The following is a 16,133-nucleotide window of genomic DNA, read 5'->3' as shown; positions in this document are numbered from 1 at the left end:
ACAACTCAGGGGCGTGTTGCGTGATGAAAGATGCATGCGTTCGGGGGGTTCAATAGAATTTATCTTTTAGAAACAAATATCCAAGCAGACGTTCTCAGTTAACCAAACAGTAAGACCTACACCTCTAGGTTGAGTCGATCTGTGGATAAAAAAGGGGATAACTCTATGCCACCCATGGAAAGCGCACTACAGACCACTCCGGACTCCATGGGCAAATCTTTGCCCGGTTGGATGCCCGAAGAGGTGCGCCATTATCTTGCGCATGTTGAGAATGGTGCGCCGCTGCGTGCCCTGGCGCGCGCGTCGGGCTGTCATCCGTCGACCATCATGCGTCAGGTGCGTCGCATGGAAAGCCGCCGCGATGATCCCCTCGTTGATGCCGCTCTGCGCCAGTTCGGTAACGACAAAGAGACCAAGTCCATGGACGGCCCCCATATGCCGGTCGTGCCAGTGTCTTGCGATGATGAGACGCTGGAGCGTGAGGCGATCCGGGTTTTGCGCCGCATGTGTGAAAGCGGCGCCGTTCTGGCTGTTGTTCCTGATATGGAAAAGGCCGTCGTGGTACGCGAGACCCCATCTGGGACGACGCAGCGCGTGGCTGTGGTTGATACGGCGATTGCCCAGGCGATGGCCCTGAAAGACTGGATCGGGTGCAAGACGCCGGGGCGCATTTCGCGCTATGCCATCACGGCAACAGGACGCACTGCGCTCAGCCAGTTGCTCGCGCGCGCCGAGTCGCAGCGCAGTGCCGAAGTGTCGGGCCTGGCTGATGCCGCCGCGCCGTTCACCTATGGCAAGATCGCTGAACCTACGCCGCGCCCAACCACCCGGCGGGTGCGCTACGGATTGGCGGAGACGCCTCTTTCTGTTTTGGCCCGTCGACGCGGGCGCGATGGCAAGCCGTTTCTGGAGCCTGATCTTGTGGCAGCGGGTGAGCGACTGAGGGAAGATTTCGAACTTGCGCAAATGGGTCCCAAGGTAACGCAGAACTGGTCGGCGTTTCTGACCGGACCTGTCGACGGCGGCGGATCGATGGGCGGTCATGCGTCAAGTGATGCCAAGAAACGCGTGGAAGAAGCGCTCTATGATCTGGGCCCCGGGCTGGGCGATATGGCTCTGCGGTGCTGCTGCCAGCTCGAAGGGCTGGAGGCCGCGGAGCGGGACATGGGATGGGCTGCGCGGTCTGGCAAAGTTGTGTTGCGGATCGCCTTGCAGCGCCTCAAGCGGTTCTACGAAAGCAAGGGTGGCTCGCGCAGTGACATGATCGGTTGAGCCTAGCCTCCGACGATCCAGCCCACACCATACGCCACCAAAGCACAGACCCCGCCCACGGCCATGGTCTCCCAAACGCAGCGCAGCACGCGCTCGCCCGTGGCATGCCACCGCAAGAGCCCCAGAACGAGCAAGGCAAGCGCAGTGGCGCTCACGCTGAGCTGAAATGTGAGCTGATCTGCTGGCAGCAAAAAGTAGGGCAGGAGGGGGACCGTCCCAAACACAACGAAGCTGAAAAATGTAAAGAGGCCATTGACAGCCGGGCTGTCCTCGGCGGGATCCTTCATCCCGAATTCATAGGTCATCATGAGATCCGCCATGATCTCGGGATGGCGCACGAGATGAGAGGCGACCGTGTCCGCCTCGCCCGCGGGCAGGCCACGCTGGCGCAGGATTTCAAACAATTCAGTGCGTTCCTGCTCCGGGTCCCGGGCAATTTCGCGCAACTCGGCGTCGCGCCGCGCGCGGTACATGTCCGCTTCGGCGCGTCCTGACAGAAACTCCCCCAATCCCATCGACACACCATCAGCAAAGAGATTGGCCAGTCCAAAGACCAGAACCGCCAATCCACCGATCTGCGCCACACCGTCCGCGGCCGCGCCGGCGAAGCCCGCAACAATTGCGAAAGTTGTGACAATGCCGTCGTTGCCGCCGTAGATGATCTGCCGCAGAAATTCCTGCAGACGGGTCTGATCGTGGTCGGTGCGGCGGTGTTGGCTCCAATCCATGGCGCTCTCCTTGTGTCTTGTGTCGCGCGTCGGGCTGGCATGGGTCAACCGGCGTTGAGCGCAACTGACCAAAGAAAGACGAAAACGGGAAGGGGGTCGTCCCCGAAGAAACGACCCCCCCTGTGCAAGCAGCACAGCAGACGTTTCTCCACACGACTCGCGATCGCGCACAAAAACGCCATTCCATAAGATATGAGATCATTCCCATCGCGAGTGGGCTAGACCCGCTGTTACTTGCATACAATTAAAGGTGAGTCTTACAAAGGCTTTTGTGCTCTCAAGCGTCAGTGACGTTCCGTCTCAGCGCGATCGGGATCTAGGGCTTGGGGGCGGCACGCTTCAACATGCCATATAAATCTTTGGGATCATCGGGGTCTGCCAACATATCGAGCGGTAAGAACAACCCCGTTTGTGCGACAACATCCCGCAGGTATCGCAGGGCGGAAAAGTCCTCGATGGCGAAGCCCACTGAATCGAACAGGGTGACGTGGCGATCGTTCTGACGCCCAGTGGCCGCGCCGGAGATCACCTGCCACAACTCGGTTACAGGGTGATCCGGTGTCAATTGCTGGATTTCGCCTTCGATGCGTGTTTGTTCGGGATATTCCACAAAGATCTCTGAGCGATGCAGGATGTCTGCCGCAAGTTCCGTCTTGCCCGGGCAATCGCCGCCGATGGCATTAATGTGCACGCCAGAGCCGACCATATTGTCGGTCAACACCCGCGCGTTTCGTTTGTCGGCTGTGCATGTCGTGATAATCTGTGCGCCTTGCACAGCGTCTTGCGGTGTGTCGCAGATGCGGATGTTCAAGGTGCTTTGTGCGAGATTTTCGGCGCACTTTCGGCTGGACTCGGGATCCGTGTCGTAGAGCCGGATGTGTGTGATGCCCAGGACGGCCTGCATGGCCAGTATCTGGAACTCGGATTGCGCGCCATTGCCGATCATCGCCATGCAGGTGCTGCCTTTGGGCGCAAGATACCTCGCCGCCAAGGCAGAAGTCGCTGCCGTGCGCAGCGCAGTGAGCAACGTCATTTCGCTCAACAAGACGGGATAGCCCGTCGCGACATCAGCCAGCAGACCGAAGGCGGTTACCGTTTGCAGACCGTCTGCTGTATTTCTGGGATGCCCGTTGACGTATTTGAACCCATAGCTCTCGCCGTCGGATGTTGGCATCAACTCAATCACACCCACATCGGAGTGGGACGCCACGCGCGGGGTCTTATCGAAGGAGGGCCAGCGTTTGAAGTCATCCTCAATGTAGCGCGTGAGATCGCGCAGGACCTGTGCCAGACCGATCTGGTGCACGATCTGCATCATGTGATCGACCGAGACGAAGGGCACGAGCGCTTTATCCGACGGAGGCGTGGCTGTTGTGGGGATGGTCATGCGTTGGCTCCTCAGGAATAGGCGCGCGTGGGCCTGTCAAAGACGCGGCGGCCGAGCGCCGATGCGGCCAGATCGACCATGGCCATGGCCGTGCGCCCGCGTTCATCGAGAAAAGGGTTGAGCTCGACAAGATCGAGCGAGGTCAGGCACCCGCTGTCGCAAACCATCTCCATCACCAGATGCGCCTCGCGAATGCTGGCGCCGCCGGGCACGGTCGTGCCGACAGCAGGGGCGTAGATGGGGTCCAGAAAGTCGACATCAAGCGAGACGTGCAACGCGCCGTTTGCTGCCTTGACCCGGTCGAGAAAGGCGGCGAGGGGTTTGGCGATGCCCTGTTCGTCGATGGCGCGCATGTCGTAGAGATCAATGTCCGTCTCAGACAATGCGATGCGCTCGGCGGGATCGACGGATCTCAGCCCCAGCATGCAGATATTCCCCGGCGAAACGGGTGCGTCCACAGGGGGGAAGCCGGGGAAGCCGGACCGACCCGTCACGTAGCCCACAGGCGTGCCATGCAGATTGCCCGAGGTCGTTGTCTCGGCGGTATGAAAATCGGAATGCGCGTCTAGCCAAAGCATGAATTGTGGCCTGTTCCGTGTGGCCGCATGGAGCGCCACGCCCGCAACGCTGCCCATGGAGAGCGCATGATCGCCGCCGAGGAAAATCGGCAGATGATCGTCCATCGCGTCGCGCGCGGCGTCGCGCAACCGCTCGGTCCATCCGATGGTTTCGGCGGCGCAATGCAGATGGGGCAAGGGGCATGCGCCACCTTCGTTGGGCGCGAGATTGCCCATATCCGTGACGTGGTGGCCAAGATCTTGCAGAGCGTCAGAAAGGCCTGCGGTTCGGTACGCGTCCGGGCCCATCATGCAGCCACGACGCGCTTTGCCACAATCCACGGGTGCGCCAATAAGGAGGATGTTTTGTGTTTTCATGGGGCACCAGTACGGCGCGGTTTGGGCTGTAATCTACTGTTCAAAGCGGTCAAGATGATCTTCCATTTCCCGGAATGGGCATATAGGTTGGTCGTTATGGATGATCTGGATCGTCAACTCATTGCGCTTCTGCGGCAGGACGCGCGGGCATCATTGTCTGATCTTGCCGCCGGGTTGAGGCTGACCCGGGCGACGGTGCGCGCGCGCATTGCGAAGCTGCGCGACAGGGGAGAAGTCCTCGGTTTCTCAGTTGTGCTCAAATCGGATGTGATGGAAGCGCCCGTGCGTGGTCTCATGATGATTGGCATTGAGGGGCGCGGCACGGAACGTATTTTGCGACAGCTCCAGGGCTACCCCGACGTCACGCGGGTCTGGTCCACCAATGGGCGTTGGGATGTCATCGCGGAGATTGGCACACAAACACTGGAGGCGTTTGACGATGTCCTGTTCCGCATCCGCCGCCTTGATGGCGTGACGACATCAGAGACATCGCTTTTGCTCTCGACGCGCAAATCCGGTGGATTGCAGGGCTAAACCTTGCGCGCAGGTCATTTTCGCTCAAGAAAGCGCGGGACCTGCCTGCGGAGCGCGCCATGACACAGCTGAGCCCACCCCGACCAGATCCCTTGCTCCTGTTGCCGGGCATGATGTGTGATGCGCGTTTGTTTGCACCACAGATCGCGCGGTTCTCCGTTGGACGCACGGTTCAGGTCGCGCCCATCAATAGCGCGGATCGGATTGAAAAGATCGCCAGGCACGTTCTGGAGCAGGCGCCACCCCGATTTGCGCTTCTGGGCCTCTCGATGGGCGGGATTGTCGCGATGGAAATATGCCGGCAGGCGCCCGGGCGGGTCACGCGCGCGGCCTTTCTCGATACCAATCCAAAGGCGGAACGGGAGGTGGTCAAGGCCGGACGATGGCCTCAGATACAGGCCGCGCGAGACGGGCGGTTGGCCAGTGTCATGCGCGATGAAATGAAGCCGAATTACCTTACGGATGGCCCGCGGCGGGCGGAGGTACTGGATCTGTGCATGGACATGGCTCTGGCGCAGGGGCGAGAGGTGTTTGAACGGCAATCCCTTGCCTTGATGCACCGGCCCGATCAACAAGACACGCTGCGCCAGCTAAAGGTTCCCACACTCGCGCTGTGCGGGCGGGATGACATGCTATGCCCCATTCATCGCCATGAATTGATTGCCGCGCTTGTGCCGGGCTGCGGGCTCGAGATCATCGATGGCGCCGGGCATTTGCCGACGCTGGAACAACCTGAGAAGACCAATGCGGCCCTAGCGCGCTGGCTGGAGCGCTGACAGCAAAAAGGCGACGCAACCGCCGCCTTTTGCCGGGTTCCCTCCCGTGGCTAACCAAATGGCGCAAGAGATGCGCGCCAAAGGTCGAAAGGTCTGTCTAGATCAACATGCCGCCATCGGCATCGTCGCCCGCTTCTTCCAGAAGGCGATCAAAATCCGGGATCGTCACATGGCGCTTGCCTTCAAGGCGGATGACATCATCGCGTTTGAGCGCGGAGATTTGCCGGCTCACCGTTTCAAGGGTCAATCCAAGGTAGTCAGCCATCGCTTCGCGCGTCAGGGGCAGATCAAAGACCAGTTCGTCGCCGCCTGCGCCCAGATTGAGCGATGCATCGCGCCGGGCGATGATCGACAGGAGCGATGCGATCTTTTCGCGCGCCGTCTTGCGGCCCAGCACAAGCATCCATTCGCGCGCCGCATCAAGCTCATCCAACGTCATCTCCAGCAAGCGCTCCGCGATATGCGGCGTCGTTTGCATGAGCGCTTCGAACGGTTTCTTGCGGAAACAGCACATGACCATGTCCGTGGTTGCGACAACATCATAGGCCGCAGCGGACCGTCCCGGTCTGCCCACGAAGTCGCTGGGCAAAAGCAGGCCCACCATCTGGGTGCGCCCGTCTTCCATGGTTTGTGTCAGGGTCGCGATGCCAGAGACAACGGATCCGACAAAGTCCATCCTGTCGCCAGACCAAATGATATGCTGACCTGCTTCGAAAGAGCGGTAATACTTGATCTCTTCAAGTATTTCTAATTCGTCCGTCTCACACTTCGCGCAAACAGCGCGGTGTCGGATCGGGCAATCCCCACACTCTATGGAAAACGCCTCAATAGCTTGACTGGCCATGCATGTCCGTCCGATTGATCTGTGTCAATGTTCGCTCCCCAATTGAGGTATACACCGGATTGCATGGTGACACGAACAGAACTTTCCCGCTTGGGTCTATTTGACGCGAAGGTGCCGCGGTACACGAGCTACCCCACGGCGCCGCATTTTGCTGGAGGCGTGGGTGCGTCTGAATTTGCGAAATGGATCCGGGCAATCCCCGAAGGTGGAGAGATTTCGCTGTATATCCATGTGCCTTTTTGCAGGCGACTGTGCTGGTTTTGTGCCTGCCGGACGCAAGGCACGCAATCAGAAGACCCGGTAAATGCTTATGTCGAAACGCTGTTGTCCGAGGTGGCGGCGTTTGGCGAGATTTTGCCGAAAGACGTGCGTTTGTCCCGTCTGCATTGGGGCGGCGGCACGCCGACCTTGCTCAAGCCGGCCGTCATGGAGCGCTTGGGGCGCGCGATTTTTGACGTGGCGCCCATGGCGGAGGAGGGGGAATTCTCCGTCGAGATCGATCCATGCGAGATCGATGCCGAGCGGTTGGACGTGCTGGCAGATCTTGGAATGGGGCGCGCCTCCATCGGCGTGCAGGATTTCGATCCGGCCATTCAGGAAACGATTGGACGCATCCAAAGTTACGATGCAACGCGCGATGCGGTCGAGATGATCCGGGCCCGTGGCATTTCGTCGCTCAACGCGGACATCCTCTACGGCTTGCCGCATCAGACCAAGGCACGGATCACCGAATCAGTTCAGAAATTGTTGAGCCTTCAGCCTGATCGCGTGGCGCTTTATGGCTATGCCCATGTGCCCTGGATGGCGCGCCGTCAGGCGATGATCCCGTCCGATGCACTGCCCACGCCTGATGAGCGCCTCGATCTGTTCGAAACCGCGCGCAGGCTCTTCATGTGGGACGGCTATGACGAGATTGGCATCGACCATTTCGGCCTGCCGGATGACAGCATGACTCGCGCCATGAAAGCGGGAACGCTGAAGCGCAATTTCCAAGGCTATACCGATGATCCTGCGGATGCGCTGGTGGGGCTGGGGGCGTCATCGATTTCCCGCTTTCCTCAAGGGTTTGCGCAGAACGATGCCTCGACATCCGCCTACACCAAAGCCGTCAGGGCAGGCGCTTTCGCGACATCGCGGGGCCATGTCTTTTCAGCGGATGACAATCTGCGCGGACGCATGATCGAAGCCTTGATGTGTGATTTCCGCATCTCCCGGGAGGAGATTTGTACGCGGTTTGATCTCTCAGCGGCTGCCTTTGATGAGATCATCCAGCCTATGCGCCGCGAGTTCGGGCATTTGATCAACATCTCCGATGAGGGCGTGTTTGTTCCTGCCGAGGCCCGGCCGCTTCTGCGCATCATGGCACGGGCGCTTGATGCCTACGATCTGAGCAAGGCGGGCCATAGCTCAGCCATCTAGCCTGAGCCGCTGTGATGCATGACCCGAGGGTCCGGATCAGTGTCTACTCTGGTTTCAACGTGTTGAGGCGCGGCGCAGCAATTCGGCCGCGTCGGGCCGTTTGGCCAGCCGTTCGCTGACTTCAAAATCACTGCGCAGGCCTGTATCGCGCCCGGCCGTCGTGCTTGCGAGCGAGGAGGCGATATCCTCGGGCAAGACGGGACGGGTCTGGGAATCCACCAAGAGACTCTCGGCGGCGATGCCTTCGGCATAGATGATCTGGTGCTCATCAAAGAGCAGTTGGAAATAATCGACATACCCGCCCGTGCGCCGGGTGACGCTTGTGCCGTTGAGCAGATGTTGCGCGCGGACCATCACTTCGGAGCGCCCCGCGCCAAGCGTATCCTCGCGCTGATAGATAAACAGGCGGTGGTCCGGGCTGACCAGAAGATCCCCCAGATTGTTCAACGTGCCCGCGCGGATCAGGATCGGTGCGAAGGCGCCTGCTGCTTTCATGGTGCTTTGGCCAATCCAGCGCACCTCCTGCGGCCCGGCATCACGGGTCAGGACCCTGTCTCCCGGACGCAGGTCCTCGATCGGGCATTGTGCGCCGGTGGCCATTGTGATCCGTGTGCCGCGCGTGAAACTGACACAGCCGACATGCGCAAATTTGGTGCGCGCTTCATCCCGGTTCAGGCCAATGATGCGATAATCGCAGCGCGGCGCGAGTTGGTGCAGTGGCAGGGCATAGACCGCATCGATCATGCCGTCGGCATCGACCTCCACAAGGATAATGCATTCGACCGTGCCGCCATCAGGCGCCATCAATGTCACACAGCAATCGAGGTGCAACTTGTGACCCGGCGTGCCCGCCGTTGTCCCTTGGGCCACTTCGAAACTCCCGTCCTCGTGGGACGACAGCGCAATGGTGACGCGCGCGGCGTCGGGTGCGAGGTGGTAGATGTCATCGGGTTGAATATCCTCGGCCACGCCGATGGGATCGCCGAGATTGGCGCCTCCGACAACGCGGAGATCCTCGGCCACGTAGGCTGGGATGGATTGAACCGGTCGGCGCACTGACACCCTCCTGAACCATGATCAGCATGGCGGAAACAATCGCCAAATTCCACGGGGAATGTGGCGATATCGGGGTCAACGCTTGGCCTTTTGCGGACCACAGGCTAAGCGATAGCCAAACAGGGAGGATCAAATGGATCTTGGAATCGCAGGAAAACGCGCGTTGGTCTGTGCCAGCTCGAAGGGTTTGGGCCGGGGATGTGCGGAGGCGTTGGCGGCCGCCGGTGTGCATCTCGTCATGAACGCGCGCGGCGCAGAGGCGCTGGAGGAGACCGCGGCGGCGATCCGCGCGGCGCATGATGTGGAGATCACAACTGTCGCTGCCGATGTGACGGCCGATGCAGGGCGCGCCGAGGTTCTGGCAGCAGCAGGCGATGTGGATATCCTTGTCACCAATGCAGGCGGTCCGCCTCCGGGGCTTTGGTCTGATTGGGATCGCGAGGATTTCATCGCCGCGCTTGATGCCAATATGCTGACGCCCATCGCGCTCATGAAGGCGTTGTTGCCGGGCATGATGGCGCGGGGATGGGGCCGCGTTGTCAATATCACGTCGCAATCCGTGAAGGCTCCGATCCCGGTTCTGGGCCTCTCCAATGCCGCGCGTACAGGGCTGACAGGCTATGTCGCAGGCACGGCACGTCAGGTTGCGCCCTCCGGTGTGACGATCAACAATATCCTGCCCGGCATTCACGACACGGACCGCGCGACAGCGCTTGATACCGGCGTCAGCCAGCAGCAGAGCATCACGATGGATGAGGCCCGCGCCAACCGCGAAGCCACAATCCCCGCCCGCCGCTATGGCACGCGCGAGGAATTCGGCGCGACCTGCGCGTTCCTGTGCTCACAGCATGCGGGCTTCATCGTCGGACAGAACATTCTGCTCGATGGCGGGGCCACCAATGCCACGATCTGATAAATGATTGATCTTTGGATATTCGTTCCGGCCTGTTTTGCGATCAACCTCGCATTCGGGCCGAACAACCTCATGGCGATGACCAATAGCGCGCAGCATGGCGTGGGCTTTGCTGCCACGGCGGCGCTTGGTCGTCTGGCGGCTTTCGCGCCGATGATCCTGATCTCCGCGTTGGGTCTTGGCGTTATTCTCGCAACATCGGCTATGGTCTTCACAATCGCGAAGGTGATTGGCGCGGCTTACCTGATCTATCTGGGCGTCAAACTCCTGCGTGCGCCGCCGCCTGATCTGCGCGCAACAGCGGCCGCGCACCTTCGAGGGGCCGCTCGGCGGGAGGCGTTTGTTGCTCTGTCCAATCCCAAAGCCATCCTGACCTTCGCAGCGTTCCTGCCGCAATTCGTGAGCCAGGAAGCGTACTGGCAGGGCTACGCCATCGTCGGCGGGTTGTTTCTGGTTCTGGAGTTCGCGGCCATTCTGACCTACGCCACTGTCGGTCGCTTTGCGGCGCGGGGTGCCAAACGGCGCATGGGGCTGGTCCAGAAGCTCTCGGGCGGGACGATGATTGTCTTTGGTCTGGGCCTTCTGCTGGCGCGCCGGCCGGGGGCTGTCTGATGGCGCGCGGACCCGACGGGCAGGGCGGCGGCGCGGGGTTTTCTCTGGCAGATCAGCTCTTTAACGCGGACAGCCTTGGGGATTTGGCCCGTGAGTTCAGCACTCTTCCGGGTTTTGATGCGGAGCGGTTTCACCGTGAGGCCTTGGCGGGCATGGCCACGCGCACCTTGCTCGATCGCTTGGAGCATATTGCCGATTGCCTCGAGGCCCAGCTCGCCCCCGACTTCCCGACCATGGCAGATCAGCTGGAGGCCGCGATGCCGCCGCCGCTCTCGCCACAACAGGTTGATGATGATTTTGGCCGCTTCATCCATGCGCCGCCCGGCATTCTGGCCGTGCGCCATGGTCTCGAAGAGCATCGCGAGCGCGCCTTGGATCTGCTCTTTGAAGCCACCAAGCGGTTCTCGATGGAATTCTACATCCGGCCGTTTCTGAACCGCTGGCCTGACGAAACGCTGGCGCGGTTGCGGCTCTGGGCAAGGGATGAGAATTATCATGTGCGCCGTCTGGTGAGCGAGGGCACACGGCCGAAGCTGCCATGGGCCAAGAACATCACGCTTGACCCGCAAGTGCCTCTCGAATTTCTGGCCAGGCTGCATGCAGACCCGACACGATATGTGACCCGATCTGTCGCCAATCATTTGAATGACATATGGAAAATTGCGCCCGAGGCTGTCTATGAAACGCTCGCGGATTGGCAAAAACGCGCAGCGCAGGATCCAAAGGAGCTGGCGTGGCTGACCCGCCACGCGCTGCGCTCTGCGGTCAAGGCGGGGGCACCGGAGGCACTGGCGCTCCTGGGTTACCGCGCGGATTCGTCGTTGAGACTGCTCTCTTTCGCAACCGCACAAAAAGAGGTGCCGCGCGGCGCGCCCTTGGTCTTTGAGGCGGCGCTCACGGCGGATTGTGATCTGCCGGTGATCGTGGACTACATCATACACTTCGTGAAGGCGGATGGACGCACCGCGCCCAAGACGTTCAAGCTGAAACAGGCGATGATTTCAGCGGGCCAACCCCTGCGTGTCAGCAAGACTCACAAGCTGAAATGGGACGCCACGACCTTCCGCCTCTATCCCGGGGTGCACCGGGTTCAGATGCAGGTCAACGGGATGGTGCTTGGCGATCTCAGTGTCACGCTTCAGGGCTAGGGCGGCTGTTGTTGACCTCTTTGGCCGCGCTTGATAGCCGTGCCTGAGTGTTTTCATCGGGAACGATCTAGTGAGCGACATGGCCCCTCGCCTCGAAGTGCGCAACCTGCGCCGCAGCTTTGACGAGCTCACCGTTGTGGACGATGTGTCTTTCTCGATCCAGCCGGGGCAGGTCACTTGCCTTTTGGGGCCGTCAGGATGCGGGAAATCGACGACGCTGCGCATGATTGCAGGGGTCGACAAACAAGACAGTGGCGAGATCTATGTCGATGGCGATCTGGTCTGTGACACTGTCTTCCGCGTGCCGCCGGAGCGCCGCGCCATCGGGCTGATGTTTCAGGATTTCGCGCTTTTCCCGCATCTGACCGTGGGGCGAAATGTGGCCTTTGGCCTTCAGTTGCCCAAGGCCGAGGCGCAGGCGCGTGTCCGGGAACTCCTTGAAAAAGTTGGGTTATTACGCTTCATCGATGAATTTCCGCACCAGCTGTCGGGCGGGGAACAACAGCGCGTGGCGCTGGCGCGCGCCCTTGCGCCGCGGCCCAAGGTCATGCTGATGGATGAGCCGTTTTCCGGCCTCGACAACCGTCTGCGCGACGGGATCCGCGACGAGACACTGGCGCTGCTCAAAGACGAAGACACGGCCGTGCTGCTCATTACCCATGAGCCCGAAGAGGCCATGCGCATGGCCGATGAAATCGCCTTGATGCGCAATGGCAAGATCGTGCAGGCGGGCGCGCCTTACAACATCTACAATGCACCAGCGGATAAAGCAGCTGTTGCATTTTTCAGCGATATCAATGTGATAGAAGCCGAAGTGAATGGCGCTTTGGCCAAGACGCCCTTTGGCCAGTTCCTGTGTCCCGGCGTGCCCGATGGCGGGCAGGTGGAGATCGTGTGCCGCCCGCAATACGTCAATCTTGACTTTGATCGCAACGGCGAGAGGCCTGCGCCCACGGTGCAAAACGGCACGGCGGCGCGGGGGACAGTTCTGCGCGCGCGGTTTATGGGCTCGGAAAGCCTGATCGAGTTTCGCATGGAAGAAAGCGGCGATCTGATGCGGGTCACGGTGCCCAATGTCTTCCTGCCAAAGCCCGACACGGTTTTTTGGCTCACGGTGCGGCGCGACAAGTGCTTCACCTTTCCCAAAGGTTAAAGCGCCGGGCGCAGGGGCTTTTGTACGAAAGACCCCGCAAATCGCACAAAAGCCCTCGGGTCGGGCCGCCTCACCGTACGCTCGCTGCGCAACGGGCCTCCCAGGCCGCGAGATCACGGCCCGCCTCATCCACAAACAGCGCGGGCTGCGGTTCCACCTCCGACACGGCGCTGACGTCGCCTTCAACGAAATCCGCCCGCGTCTCGGACCACCCCACGAACGACCACAGCCGCCCCCAATGGCGCAGCGCGAGGGGGCGCAGCAGGTGGACCTCATCACGCCAGCGCAGACGTAATTTCTGTTTGGCCCGCAGCGCCGCGCGAAAGGCGGGCAGATGCCCCAGCGCCGCAGGGGCAATGGCCGCGGCGGCGGCAAGATCATCTGGCCGGGAGCGGTCGTTGGGCAGCGCCTCATCCAGCCGTTCGGAGAGCGCGGCGGCGGCTCGGGCGAGATCTGCGTCCTGACCGGCCTCGATCACGGCCAGACCGAGGTAGAGCGCTTCGAGCTCCCGCTCGCTCAGGCTGACGGGGGGCAAGGTCAGCGCATGGGTCGCGCGGTAGCCCTGTCCGCGCGTCCCGGTGATGGCGACGCCGCCCGCGCGCAGCGCATCCATGTCGCGGTAGATCGTGCGCATTGTGACGCCGAGATCGCGCGCCAGATCTTCGGCGCGCACAGCCCCGCCGCTTTGCAGCGCAGCCATGAGGGCAGACAGACGATCACGGCGAGACATAGGGTTCTCCTGACAGTATAGTGTCAAAATACGAACAAATTCTGCCAAAACAATCCCTGAAATGCGGTTTTGCCGAAAGGCCATCCCCCATAGTTTTAGGGCAACAATTGATTCCTACGGAGTGAAACACATGGGACTTGGTAACATTGGCCTTCCCGGCCTTCTTCTCATCGCGGTTGTCGTGCTGGTGCTCTTTGGGCGGGGCAAGATCTCCTCGCTCATGGGCGAGGTTGGCAAGGGGATCACGGCCTTCAAAAAGGGCGTGAAAGACGGCTCGGAAGAGCTTGAGAATGACGCGGTCGAAGCGGCCAAAGATGTCACGCCTGAGGGCGACAAAGACAAGGTCTGAAGCCGTTGGGTGGATTAAGCTGGGGGGAAATGGTGATCGTGGCCATCGTGGCCCTGATCGTTGTTGGCCCCAAGGACTTGCCTGTCATGTTTCGGCGTGCGGGCGAATTTGTGGGCAAGATGCGCGGGATGGCGCGGGAATTCTCGCGCGCCATGAACGACGCTGCCGATGAGGCAGGGGTGCGCGACGTGCAGGCCCAGATCAAGGCCGCGACCAATCCGGTGGGCACGGCGATGGACGGCGTCAAGGACGCTGCCAAATCCATTGCCAATCCGCTGGATGATGTCGATCCATCGTCAAATACGGGCAAACTTTCGGCCGAGCGCGCCGCGCAAAAGGCCGAGATCGAGGCCAAAACGGCGCGACTGAATGCGGAACGCATGCAGAAGGATGCGGAAGCGGCGCTCAAGCGCGCTGAAGAGCTGGAGGCCCAGTCCACCGTGGCAAAAGCCCCCGATGCGAGCGCAGAGAAGAGCACATGAGCGATAGCAACCCCATTGACGACAGTCAGGCCCCGCTGATCGAGCATCTGGCGGAGCTGCGTACGCGGCTCATTCGATCGATCCTCGCCTTTATCGTGGCCATCACGGTCTTTTTCATCCCAATCGATGGGGCGTTTATTGCCGAACATGTGCTGGAGTTCATGCTCCGCCCCATTGAGACGACCCTGCGGTCCTTGGGCGACCCTTCGCCGACGTTGCAATACACAAGCCCGCAGGAATATCTCTTCACGCTCTTTCGCATCTCCATGGTCTTTGGATTCGCTCTGGCTTTCCCGGTGATCGGGTTTCAGCTGTGGCGTTTCGTGGCGCCGGGGCTTTACAAGAACGAGAAGGGGGCCTTTCTGCCCTTCCTGATTGCCTCGCCGGTCATGTTCCTGCTGGGCGCGTCTTTCGCGCATCTGGTCGTCACACCGCTGGCCATGGCGTTTTTCCTGGGCTTTGCGGATGTCTCGTCGATCTTTGCCAACCTGTTGGCGGGCGCGGCGCCTGATGCGTCTTTGCCGCCCTCGGGCGGATTGGCGGTGCCCCAGACGGAAGACGGGCTGCGGATCACCTTCTTTGGCAAGGTCAACGAGAGCCTTGGCATCTCGCTCACCTTCATCATGGCCTTTGGCATGTGCTTCCAGCTGCCGGTGTTGCTCACGCTGATGGGCAAGGCGGGGCTTGTTTCGGCCGAAGGGCTGGGCTCGGTGCGCAAATACGCGATGGTGGGCATTCTTGTTCTGGCCGCGCTGGTGACGCCGCCCGATGTGGTCACGCAGATCATCCTCTTCACGGTCGTCTACGGGCTCTATGAGATTTCGATTTTCCTCGTTCGACGGGTCGAGAAGAAGCGGGAGAAGGATTTGCGGGCGCAAGGTCTGTGGTTTGATGAGGACGAAGACGAGATGGATGATCCTCTGATGGCTGAATTTGACGAAGACGAGGCCAAAAAGCCGTGACCAAGCCTTTGAAGCGGATTGCGGCGGCGCTGGAGCGGTTGGCTCCTGCGCCGCTCGAAGCGCCTGACTTCGCCGGAGCGGACGCCTATCTGTGGCATGTGGAGCCGGACCGTCTGGCGCCTGTTCCGAAGGTCAGCCGGGTGGATCTATCACTCCTGATTGGCGTGGATCGCGCGCGGGATACGCTGTTGGCCAATACCTTGCAGTTTGCCCGTGGCTTGCCTGCGAACAATGCGCTGCTCTGGGGTGCGCGGGGCATGGGAAAATCGAGCCTTGTCAAGGCGGTGCATGCCGAAGTTCTGGCGCAAGGTGAAGCGCTCAAGATCGTGGAATTGCAACGTGAGGACTTGCCCTCGGTGGGTCGTCTGCTGGGCTATCTGCGCGACAGCTCGGAGCGGTTTTTGCTCTTTTGCGACGATCTGAGTTTCAGCCACGATGACCAGCATTACAAATCGCTCAAGGCGGTTCTGGATGGTGGAATCGAGGGGCGGCCAGAGAATGTGGTGTTCTACGCGACGTCCAACCGTCGCCATCTGATGCCGCGCGACATGATCGAGAACGAGCGCTCCTCGGCGATCAATCCCGGTGAGGCGGTTGAGGAGAAGGTTTCGCTCTCCGATCGCTTCGGGCTCTGGCTGGGCTTTCATCCATGTACGCAGGATGAATATCTCGAGATGATCCGAGGCTATTGCGCGGCTTATGACGTGGTGGTGCCCGAGGATGTGCTCGTGGCCGAGGCCATCGAATGGCAGGCCACGCGCGGCAGCCGGTCTGGTCGCGTGGCCTGGCAGTTTTTCACCGACCTCGCCGGACGGCACGGCGTCGCGCTCTAA

Annotated in this window: 18 protein-coding genes; 12 read left to right on the top strand and 6 right to left on the bottom strand. The window is 60.9% G+C overall.

What is annotated here, in order from left to right:
* The first annotated feature begins 207 nt into the window (after window positions 1–207).
* Window positions 208–1,272, top strand: coding sequence for a DUF6456 domain-containing protein (locus tag ACP15S_RS10560; RefSeq protein ID WP_425039534.1), 1,065 nt, complete (start codon window positions 208–210; stop codon window positions 1,270–1,272).
* Between the two features lie 2 nt (window positions 1,273–1,274).
* Here the strand turns inward: ACP15S_RS10560 and ACP15S_RS10555 are convergent, their stop codons facing one another.
* The 3 genes from ACP15S_RS10555 to rocF form a co-directional block, all read right to left on the bottom strand.
* Window positions 1,275–2,000, bottom strand: coding sequence for a VIT1/CCC1 transporter family protein (locus ACP15S_RS10555; RefSeq protein WP_425039533.1), 726 nt, complete (start codon window positions 1,998–2,000; stop codon window positions 1,275–1,277).
* A 316-nt stretch (window positions 2,001–2,316) separates the two neighbouring features.
* Complete coding sequence (locus tag ACP15S_RS10550) at window positions 2,317–3,387, bottom strand: ornithine cyclodeaminase (protein WP_425039532.1); 1,071 nt, start codon at window positions 3,385–3,387, stop codon at window positions 2,317–2,319.
* Window positions 3,388–3,398: 11 nt separating this feature from the next.
* Window positions 3,399–4,322 (bottom strand): arginase, encoded by a 924-nt coding sequence (rocF, locus tag ACP15S_RS10545; protein WP_425039531.1) that lies wholly within the window; start codon window positions 4,320–4,322, stop codon window positions 3,399–3,401.
* Window positions 4,323–4,418: 96 nt separating this feature from the next.
* Here rocF and ACP15S_RS10540 point away from each other — a divergent pair, with 96 nt between their 5' ends.
* Both ACP15S_RS10540 and ACP15S_RS10535 read left to right on the top strand, forming a co-directional pair.
* The gene (locus ACP15S_RS10540; RefSeq protein ID WP_425039687.1) at window positions 4,419–4,856 is read left to right on the top strand and encodes an Lrp/AsnC family transcriptional regulator; all 438 of its coding nucleotides are present in this window, start codon (window positions 4,419–4,421) and stop codon (window positions 4,854–4,856) included.
* 59 nt (window positions 4,857–4,915) lie between these two features.
* Window positions 4,916–5,632, top strand: a complete 717-nt coding sequence (locus ACP15S_RS10535) for an alpha/beta fold hydrolase (RefSeq protein WP_425039530.1) — start codon at window positions 4,916–4,918, stop codon at window positions 5,630–5,632.
* A gap of 97 nt (window positions 5,633–5,729) precedes the next feature.
* On the opposite strand, the gene fnrL is transcribed toward ACP15S_RS10535, so the two are convergent.
* Entirely contained in the window at window positions 5,730–6,476 is a 747-nt protein-coding gene (fnrL, locus tag ACP15S_RS10530; protein ID WP_425039529.1) for a transcriptional regulator FnrL, read from the bottom strand.
* Between the two features lie 63 nt (window positions 6,477–6,539).
* On the opposite strand from fnrL, the gene hemN reads away from it, so the two are divergent.
* Window positions 6,540–7,895 carry an oxygen-independent coproporphyrinogen III oxidase gene (hemN, locus tag ACP15S_RS10525; protein ID WP_425039528.1) on the top strand — a complete coding sequence of 452 codons (1,356 nt, stop codon included), beginning with the start codon at window positions 6,540–6,542 and terminating at the stop codon, window positions 7,893–7,895.
* 54 nt (window positions 7,896–7,949) lie between these two features.
* On the opposite strand, the gene ACP15S_RS10520 is transcribed toward hemN, so the two are convergent.
* Window positions 7,950–8,951, bottom strand: coding sequence for a Hint domain-containing protein (locus tag ACP15S_RS10520; RefSeq protein WP_425039527.1), 1,002 nt, complete (start codon window positions 8,949–8,951; stop codon window positions 7,950–7,952).
* Window positions 8,952–9,084: 133 nt separating this feature from the next.
* On the opposite strand from ACP15S_RS10520, the gene ACP15S_RS10515 reads away from it, so the two are divergent.
* The 4 genes from ACP15S_RS10515 to ACP15S_RS10500 all read left to right on the top strand — a co-directional run bounded on the left by ACP15S_RS10515 (window position 9,085) and on the right by ACP15S_RS10500 (window position 12,777).
* Window positions 9,085–9,864, top strand: coding sequence for an SDR family oxidoreductase (locus tag ACP15S_RS10515; protein ID WP_425039526.1), 780 nt, complete (start codon window positions 9,085–9,087; stop codon window positions 9,862–9,864).
* A 3-nt stretch (window positions 9,865–9,867) separates the two neighbouring features.
* Window positions 9,868–10,476, top strand: a complete 609-nt coding sequence (locus ACP15S_RS10510) for a LysE family translocator (protein WP_425039525.1) — start codon at window positions 9,868–9,870, stop codon at window positions 10,474–10,476.
* A complete protein-coding gene (locus tag ACP15S_RS10505) occupies window positions 10,476–11,624 on the top strand; it encodes a hypothetical protein (RefSeq protein ID WP_425039524.1) in 1,149 nt (382 codons plus the stop codon). Before ACP15S_RS10510 ends, ACP15S_RS10505 begins: the two co-directional genes overlap by 1 nt.
* A gap of 79 nt (window positions 11,625–11,703) precedes the next feature.
* Window positions 11,704–12,777 (top strand): ABC transporter ATP-binding protein, encoded by a 1,074-nt coding sequence (locus ACP15S_RS10500; protein ID WP_425039523.1) that lies wholly within the window; start codon window positions 11,704–11,706, stop codon window positions 12,775–12,777.
* 70 nt (window positions 12,778–12,847) lie between these two features.
* On the opposite strand, the gene ACP15S_RS10495 is transcribed toward ACP15S_RS10500, so the two are convergent.
* On the bottom strand, window positions 12,848–13,507 hold the full coding sequence (locus ACP15S_RS10495; RefSeq protein ID WP_425039522.1) for a helix-turn-helix transcriptional regulator: 660 nt from the start codon (window positions 13,505–13,507) through the stop codon (window positions 12,848–12,850).
* 130 nt (window positions 13,508–13,637) lie between these two features.
* On the opposite strand from ACP15S_RS10495, the gene ACP15S_RS10490 reads away from it, so the two are divergent.
* From ACP15S_RS10490 to ACP15S_RS10475, 4 genes are read left to right on the top strand one after another with little or no spacing between them, the layout of a single operon-like run.
* On the top strand, window positions 13,638–13,856 hold the full coding sequence (locus ACP15S_RS10490; protein WP_425039521.1) for a twin-arginine translocase TatA/TatE family subunit: 219 nt from the start codon (window positions 13,638–13,640) through the stop codon (window positions 13,854–13,856).
* A 5-nt stretch (window positions 13,857–13,861) separates the two neighbouring features.
* Complete coding sequence (gene tatB, locus ACP15S_RS10485) at window positions 13,862–14,338, top strand: Sec-independent protein translocase protein TatB (RefSeq protein WP_425039520.1); 477 nt, start codon at window positions 13,862–13,864, stop codon at window positions 14,336–14,338.
* Window positions 14,335–15,300 (top strand): twin-arginine translocase subunit TatC, encoded by a 966-nt coding sequence (tatC, locus tag ACP15S_RS10480; RefSeq protein ID WP_425039519.1) that lies wholly within the window; start codon window positions 14,335–14,337, stop codon window positions 15,298–15,300. Before tatB ends, tatC begins: the two co-directional genes overlap by 4 nt.
* A complete protein-coding gene (locus tag ACP15S_RS10475; protein WP_425039518.1) occupies window positions 15,297–16,133 on the top strand; it encodes an ATP-binding protein in 837 nt (278 codons plus the stop codon). The genes tatC and ACP15S_RS10475 overlap by 4 nt, the downstream gene beginning before the upstream one ends.

It is taken from the genome of Primorskyibacter sp. S187A (assembly GCF_049800955.1).
Classification (GTDB): domain Bacteria; phylum Pseudomonadota; class Alphaproteobacteria; order Rhodobacterales; family Rhodobacteraceae; genus JAKVBH01.
This window is presented reverse-complemented; position numbering and strand designations above follow the sequence as displayed.

What these genes read in the sequence shown, in the direction of transcription:
- ACP15S_RS10560 (WP_425039534.1), top strand. Translation starts at nt 208, where the DNA reads ATGGGCAAATCTTTGCCCGGTTGGATGCCCGAAGAGGTGCGCCATTAT.
- ACP15S_RS10495 (WP_425039522.1), bottom strand. Translation starts at nt 13,507, where the DNA reads ATGTCTCGCCGTGATCGTCTGTCTGCCCTCATGGCTGCGCTGCAAAGC.
- ACP15S_RS10515 (WP_425039526.1), top strand. Translation starts at nt 9,085, where the DNA reads ATGGATCTTGGAATCGCAGGAAAACGCGCGTTGGTCTGTGCCAGCTCG.
- ACP15S_RS10510 (WP_425039525.1), top strand. Translation starts at nt 9,868, where the DNA reads ATGATTGATCTTTGGATATTCGTTCCGGCCTGTTTTGCGATCAACCTC.
- fnrL (WP_425039529.1), bottom strand. Translation starts at nt 6,476, where the DNA reads ATGGCCAGTCAAGCTATTGAGGCGTTTTCCATAGAGTGTGGGGATTGC.
- ACP15S_RS10555 (WP_425039533.1), bottom strand. Translation starts at nt 2,000, where the DNA reads ATGGATTGGAGCCAACACCGCCGCACCGACCACGATCAGACCCGTCTG.
- ACP15S_RS10550 (WP_425039532.1), bottom strand. Translation starts at nt 3,387, where the DNA reads ATGACCATCCCCACAACAGCCACGCCTCCGTCGGATAAAGCGCTCGTG.
- rocF (WP_425039531.1), bottom strand. Translation starts at nt 4,322, where the DNA reads ATGAAAACACAAAACATCCTCCTTATTGGCGCACCCGTGGATTGTGGC.
- ACP15S_RS10535 (WP_425039530.1), top strand. Translation starts at nt 4,916, where the DNA reads ATGACACAGCTGAGCCCACCCCGACCAGATCCCTTGCTCCTGTTGCCG.
- ACP15S_RS10490 (WP_425039521.1), top strand. Translation starts at nt 13,638, where the DNA reads ATGGGACTTGGTAACATTGGCCTTCCCGGCCTTCTTCTCATCGCGGTT.
- ACP15S_RS10500 (WP_425039523.1), top strand. Translation starts at nt 11,704, where the DNA reads ATGGCCCCTCGCCTCGAAGTGCGCAACCTGCGCCGCAGCTTTGACGAG.
- hemN (WP_425039528.1), top strand. Translation starts at nt 6,540, where the DNA reads ATGGTGACACGAACAGAACTTTCCCGCTTGGGTCTATTTGACGCGAAG.
- ACP15S_RS10505 (WP_425039524.1), top strand. Translation starts at nt 10,476, where the DNA reads ATGGCGCGCGGACCCGACGGGCAGGGCGGCGGCGCGGGGTTTTCTCTG.
- tatC (WP_425039519.1), top strand. Translation starts at nt 14,335, where the DNA reads ATGAGCGATAGCAACCCCATTGACGACAGTCAGGCCCCGCTGATCGAG.
- ACP15S_RS10540 (WP_425039687.1), top strand. Translation starts at nt 4,419, where the DNA reads ATGGATGATCTGGATCGTCAACTCATTGCGCTTCTGCGGCAGGACGCG.